The organism is Bacillus marinisedimentorum, from assembly GCF_001644195.2.
Classification (GTDB): Bacteria; Bacillota; Bacilli; order Bacillales; family Bacillaceae_O; genus Bacillus_BL; species Bacillus_BL marinisedimentorum.
In genome coordinates this window covers 61,854-68,447 of sequence record NZ_LWBL02000058.1, presented here as the reverse complement: position 1 = coordinate 68,447, position 6,594 = coordinate 61,854, and the positions used below count along the sequence as shown (strand labels likewise).

At 49.0% G+C, this 6,594-nt stretch carries 6 protein-coding genes; 5 read left to right on the top strand and 1 reads right to left on the bottom strand.

Annotation, left to right across the window (positions count from 1 at the left end; translation table 11 throughout):
* Positions 1 to 88: 88 nt before the first annotated feature.
* Entirely contained in the window at positions 89 to 706 is a 618-nt protein-coding gene (locus A4U59_RS17095) for a YczE/YyaS/YitT family protein (RefSeq protein WP_083270923.1), read from the bottom strand.
* A gap of 460 nt (positions 707 to 1,166) precedes the next feature.
* Between A4U59_RS17095 and A4U59_RS17090 the strand changes: the two genes are divergently transcribed.
* The 5 genes from A4U59_RS17090 (at position 1,167) to A4U59_RS17070 (ending at position 6,440) form a co-directional block, all read left to right on the top strand.
* Positions 1,167 to 1,349 (top strand): hypothetical protein, encoded by a 183-nt coding sequence (locus A4U59_RS17090; protein WP_066174974.1) that lies wholly within the window; start codon positions 1,167 to 1,169, stop codon positions 1,347 to 1,349.
* Positions 1,350 to 1,499: 150 nt separating this feature from the next.
* Positions 1,500 to 1,802 carry a DUF4212 domain-containing protein gene (locus tag A4U59_RS17085; protein ID WP_066174972.1) on the top strand — a complete coding sequence of 101 codons (303 nt, stop codon included), beginning with the start codon at positions 1,500 to 1,502 and terminating at the stop codon, positions 1,800 to 1,802.
* Positions 1,803 to 2,115: 313 nt separating this feature from the next.
* A complete protein-coding gene (locus tag A4U59_RS17080) occupies positions 2,116 to 3,792 on the top strand; it encodes a sodium:solute symporter family protein (RefSeq protein WP_066174970.1) in 1,677 nt (558 codons plus the stop codon).
* 1 nt (position 3,793) lies between these two features.
* On the top strand, positions 3,794 to 5,674 hold the full coding sequence (locus A4U59_RS17075) for a DUF294 nucleotidyltransferase-like domain-containing protein (protein ID WP_245680582.1): 1,881 nt from the start codon (positions 3,794 to 3,796) through the stop codon (positions 5,672 to 5,674).
* Positions 5,675 to 5,777: 103 nt separating this feature from the next.
* A complete protein-coding gene (locus tag A4U59_RS17070) occupies positions 5,778 to 6,440 on the top strand; it encodes a 3'-5' exonuclease (protein WP_066174991.1) in 663 nt (220 codons plus the stop codon).
* Positions 6,441 to 6,594: the final 154 nt, after the last annotated feature.

The window sequence follows — 6,594 nt, the reverse complement described above, 5'->3', positions numbered from 1 at the left end:
TAAAATTGCCTGGCAATTGCCAGGCAATTTTTTTGTGCTTGTTACGCGGTGCCTGTCACTTGTCGAATAATCTTTACAGGCAGGAAACTTAGAAGGAATGGGTCAGTTTCGGATGGGATTTTTCCAGGCCAGTCCGGATTTTGCCCCATCGTGTGTTTGAGAAACTGAACACAGGGCCGAGAAGCGGTGATACAAGCAGCGTACCAAGAAAGAATGGGCCGCCGATTATGATTCCTATTATGAGGATGGAGCTTTCAAGCATGAGCCGTGTTTTGGGCGTCGACATGTTAAGCTTCTGGGAAAGTGTCAACAGGACACCGTCCCTGGGGCCGGCTCCAAGGCGGGCGGCGACATACATGCCGCTGCCGAAACCATTCAGCAAAATTCCTGCTATGAGAAGAAAATATTGTTCCCATCGCTCATCGAGAACGGGAATAAATTCGAGCGACCGGTAGAAGTCCACCATCGGGCCGATCAGGAGGGTATTCATGACCGTTCCGATATGAATCAGCGCCCGGTTCACTAGCGATACGATTCCGACCAGGACGAGGCCGATCATCATGTTCCAGGTTCCGAACGTTAAGCCAAAGTGTTCGACTAAACCGACAGTAAGTACATCCCACGGCGCGATGCCCAGATGCTTCACCTCAAGCATAAGGCTTGTCCCGAATGCAAGTATGATAATGCCAACAAAATAAATGCTCAATGAAACGAAACTAATACGCACAATATCCCGGCTTTCTGTAAAAATTCTAAGATGTTAAGCGGCCGCCTACACCATTTCGATCAATTAAATCTATCACTAAATGCACAAATCTTTTTCCAGTTAAAATCCAAATACGGTAGCCAATACTACTATGGTGGAAACGGGCAGTCAACCGCCTGGAAAGATTTCTAAATAATAAAATACGTATCCGCTTTCTTTAGTTTTTTTGAAAGCGCTTCCAGTGTGAGAGGTGCCTGGCAATTGCGTCGCAATTGCCAGGCACCTCTCACCAACTCCTGTGCTCGCACTAAAAAAAGTTTGTCCAAAAAAATAAAAAAGTACTTGAGTATTCAGAATATTTCTGTAATAATAATGAATATTCACAATATTGTTGCAAAAGGTAAGGAGGGCGTCCTATACGGAAAATGGGCCGAATCTTATTCGGAGAGGAGTTTGAAAGATGCTGTTTCCAATCGTTATGATAGTTTTATCAATCGCCAGTTTTTTCTTTGCTGTCCGGAAGCAAAGACCCCAATTATTGCTTGTTCCACTTGCTGCGCTTGTTTTGTATGTGACTGTAGAAGTTGCTATGGTTCCAGCCCCGTTTTTTGATACCGTCAAATTCATTTTCAACCTGCGTTAGATGACGTACAGAGTGAATTGAAAAAGCGAACAGCCAGTTACCCGCAACCCTTTCCAGGGGAAATCCCTGGATTCGGAAAAGTACCGGGTAAAATCCAGCCTGGCTGCCGAAATGAAAACGGCCAATCCATTAACCGAGAGGAGTCATGAAATGAAAAAAATCAGCAAAGAACATGCGGATGCTTATTTCCGCGCACGCACCCGCAACATTGTATTTTATTTGATTATTTGGGCGCTTGTTTCCTTTGGTGTTGTCTTGTTTGCCGAAGTTTTTTCGAATGTAAGCTTTAACGGATTCCCGTTCCACTACTTTATGGGTGCACAGGGCGCCATTGTCGTATTTATTCTGCTGCTGTTCGTAAATGCGGTATTAAGTGACAAAATCGATCGGAAATTCGGAATTGATGAATCACGCAATAAACAGATCAGTGGCGGAAAAACAGTGGACCATTAACTGAAAAGGCTTATACTTGCACGCTTTTCTTTTACAAAGAAATCAACAGGGGTGCTATATTAAAGCGCCGGCAGGGAAGCGCTTTCACGTTTTTTCGACAAATGCTTTGCTTCAGCTCCACCTTTCACTGAAAACTACAGAAGCAAACCGAAAGAGGAATACGGAATAACCGGTGGTTAGCGGGAAATCAGAAATTTTATTTTATTTTTCTTACGCAACTAACTGACCGGTCAGCATCCGATAGACAAAAAGGATGCCGGTTCCTCCATCTTGATCATTAAAATGATAAGCGTAAAAATCAAGGGGGAAAAAGATGGATACTCAATTTTTAGTCTCGACTGGATTGATTTTGGCGACTTTTGCAATCTATATTGGGATTGCGGTTTTCAATAAAGCGAAGCAAACATCAGACTTCTATGTGGCGGGGCGCGGTGTCCCTCCGGTCTTCAACGGCATGGCAATCGGCGCCGACTGGATGAGTGCCGCGTCGTTTATCGGGCTGGCTGGTACCGTCATGCTTCTTGGCTACGATGGACTAGCCTACATTATGGGCTGGACAGGCGGATATCTGCTCCTGACCTTCCTGCTGGCTCCGCAGCTCAGGAAATACGGCCGCTACACGGTGCCGGAGTTTATCGGTGACCGGTTCAACAGCCATACCGCCCGTGTCATCGCTGCGATCGCTACGATCATCATAAGTTTCACTTATTCAATCGGCCAGTTATCAGGATCGGGTGTCGTCATCGGCCGCCTGTTTGAAGTCGATGCGAAAATCGGTGTTATGATCGGGGTCGTCCTGATTGCCACCTATGCCGCATTCGGCGGAATGAAAGGGATCACCTGGACGCAGGTGGCACAGTACGTCATTTTGATCATTGCGTACTTGATCCCGATCATCTTCATGTCGATGCAGATTTCCGGCAATCCGCTGCCTTGGACATCGTACGGAAACACGGTTTCAGAGCTAGGCGAAATCGACCGGGAACTCGGCATCTCGGAATATTTTGCACCGTTTGAACAGGGAACAAAATGGCAGTTCCTTGCCCTTATGTTTACATTGATGGCCGGTACGGCGGGACTTCCCCACGTCATCGTCCGTTTCTATACCGTTTCAACGATGAAAGCGGCACGCTGGAGCGGTGCATGGGCGCTTCTGTTCATCGGACTGCTTTACCTGTCTGCACCCGCATATGCTGCATTCTCCCGCTTCATCCTGATGAAGAACGTAGTCGGCCAGCAGATTTCAAACTTGCCTGAATGGACAACGACGTGGGTGAACACCGGCATGCTCCAGGTTGCCGACTCGAACGGCGACGGCATTTTGCAATGGGCGGAATTGGTCATTTCCAAGGATATCGTCGTTATGGCGACTCCTGAAATCGCCAATCTCGGTGTCTTTGTCATCGGCCTGGTTGCTGCCGGTGCGATGGCCGCGGCTCTTTCGACGGCGGGCGGCCTGCTGATTGCGATTTCATCATCGTTCGCACATGACATTTATTATCGTGTATTCAAGCCGGATGCTACCGAGAAGAACCGCCTGGCAGTAGGGCGCTGGACGATTGTTATTGCGACTGTTCTTGCGGGCATTACTGCACTTGATCCTCCGGGAGCGATCACGCAAATTGTCGCATGGGCATTTGCGCTTGCATCCGGAACATTCTTCCCGGCACTTGTCCTCGGGGTCTGGTGGAAACGCGCCAATGCACACGGTGTTGTCTGGGGCATGATCGTCGGCCTTGCTGTGACACTCGGCTACATTTTTGCAGCAAAATTCGGCGGTTTCACCATTGCGGGAATCATTGATACAGGTGCAGGAATCTTCGGTGCAACGGCCGCATTTCTGACGAACATCATTGTTTCCCTTGCGACACCGGCGCCATCCCAGAAAATCCAGGAGGAAGTTATGGACCTGCGCTACCCTGAACAAATGACCTATAAAGATGGCGAGGTATGGTTAAATGACGGGTCAGCAGAAAAAGATATCAGTTAATTTGGATTTATATGAGCAGGTGAAAGGGCATCCTTTCTTTTCAAATTTGCCGGCAGGGGAAGCACAGCATGTGCTCTCCCTCTGTCTTGAAAAAACATTTCCTAAAGACGGCACGATCTTTAAAGCAAGCCAGCAGCGCGATGGCTTGCTTCTTGTGCTGCAAGGAGCAGCTGAAGTGTACGTGCAGGGAAACAGCATTGACGACCGGGAAGTATTGGAGATTGTGAAAAAGGATGAAATCATCGGATTTTCAAGCCTTGCTGATTTTCTCGGCGAAACCGGGATGGGAGGCGAGCGTCTTGTTGAAGTCCGGGCGATCGACAATGTACATGCACTCAGCATCCCTTTTTCAGTCATCCGTGAAAGATGGACAGACCCGGACGTCCGCGACTACATTCTCCTTCAAGTTGCTGTGCGCTTGAAAGACGTTTATTCCTCCCTTGCCGATCAGGTGAAAATGGCAGGGCGTTTCGGTGAGGGCCGCGGTATTGTCCTCAGGGTCCAGGATGTCATGTCGCAGCCGGCACTAACTGGTGAAGTAAGCCTTTCCGTACAGGAGGCTGCAAAGTTGATGGTAGGCGAGCGCACAAGCTCGCTCCTCGTTACAGACAAGGGAAGTCTCGCCGGCATCCTGACCGAAAAAGACCTGGTGAACCGGATCGTGAGCAGGGCGCTGCCTGCTGATTCAAAAGTGACTGCCGCAATGACCAGGGATCCGTTTACGATTAAACGGACGGCATACTTTTACGAAGCCCTTTCTGTGATGCTCGTTCACGGTGTCAAACATCTTCCGGTTTTGGAAGAAGGACGGCCGATCGGGGTCGTCACGCTGTCCGATTTGCTCCGCAAGAAAAACGAAAACATGGTAAAAGTCGTTGAGAAGCTTGAAACGGCAGGAGAAGAAGAACTGCCGACGATAAAAAATGCCATTTATGATGTGCTTGGCACCCTGCTTGAGGACGAGGTCCCGGTAATGCGGACACTTGATATCATAACCGGACTGTACGACCGCCTTGTAAGCCGCGTAATAGACCTTGCTCTTGAAAAAGTGGAAGAAAAACCGCCGGTGCCGTTCGCTTTCTACCAAATGGGCAGCTCCGGCCGCGGAGAGCAGTTCCTGTTGACCGACCAGGATCATTTCCTCGTATTCGGAAACACGGATAAGGAAGAGGTTCGCTCCTATTTTCAAAGTCTCAGTGAAGAAATTGTCCGGCTCCTTGAAAAAGCGGGATATGCAAAATGCAACGGCAATATGATGGCAAGTTCAGCGGCATGGCGCGGGACGGTGAATGCATGGCAGGAGCGGCTCCGCCAGTGGAACCTGCAATCGACGAATGAGGCGCTGATGCTTTCTCAAGTCTTCTTTTCCAACCGGTTCATATTCGGAAGTGAAACGCTGGATGACGAACTGCAGCAGGCTATTGTAAGCCAGCTCGATCATTCCAAGATTTTTTTATACAGACTTGCCCAGCGTGAGAAAGTGCAGCCGGTCCCTGTTCCAGGCCAGCCGCTGAGGGCGCTATTCGGGCTGCAGCGCAAGGAAATCGATTTGAAAAAGAATGTGCTGTTTCCATTCCATCACAGCCTGCAAATCCTGGCCTTTGCGCACCGGATTACTTCGGGAACACCGCTTGAACGGATCAGAAAACTGGCAGGTGCCGGCGTATTCTCGAGCAGGTTTGAAGCTGATCTCGAGGATGCCTTCAGCATCATCATGAAAGAATATGTTACGTTGAAATACAGGCAATATTCCCGGGGCGAATCTTCTTCCTCAATTCTGAAGCTCAACAGTCTTTCAACAAAAAGAAAGGAAGAATTACTGTTCAGCCTCAGGACAATAAAAGACTTGCAAAGCCAGATGTTTTCGCATTTTTCTTTGTAGATTTGTAAAAAAGGTAAGTTTTTTGTTCATTGCCGGGGAAATATTGACGAAAATTCCCGGCAATGTACACCGAATCACAAACTTGAAAGGGGAAACCGGTGCAATGTTCTGGAAACGCAAACCTTTCTCTCACGGCATAAATGAAGACATTCCGCTCTCGACACCCGTTGAGGAATTGAATTTTATCATCTTTGATACCGAAACGACCGGCTTTGAAATTTCAGCAGAAGACCGCCTCATTGAGATTGCCGGGGTGCCGATGAAGGGCAGCACGGTCCTTGAAAAAGAAACATTCCAGACCTTTGTCAATCCGACCCGCCCGATACCGGAGAAAATTGTCGAGCTTACTGGGATCACAGAGGAAAAGGTTAGTGGTGCACCAAAGAGCATGGAAGGGTTAAGTGATTTTTTTGAGTTCGTGGAAAGCCGGGAAACAAACTGCCTTGTCGGACATTATGTACCCTTTGATTTGCTCGTCCTGAAATACGAACTCGCCCGCGGAAAATATTCATTTCCGAAAGTGCCGGCCATCGATACGCTCGATTTGATCGGCTTCCTGGCCCCATCCTGGGACATGCGCGACCTCGAGCGATACGCCATGGCATTCGGCACCCGCATCTACGAACGCCACAGCGCCCTCGGCGACTCCCTGACAACCGCATACCTGTTCTCAGAACTCCTCCGCCAATTCCAGGACCGCGGCGCTAAAACATGGGCCGAACTCCTCCACGCCACCGACAGCCAATCCCGCAATCTCCTCTTATAATGCAGCGGCCTATGGTTGCCTGGCAATTGCCAGGCAACCATAGGCCTTTTCGCCCATAATTGCCTCGCAATTGCCAGGCAATTGCACCGAGCCCTCCCCAAATCACCTCCCAAATCGAAAAAAGTCGTACAAATCCCTTGTCCCTCTTGACTTT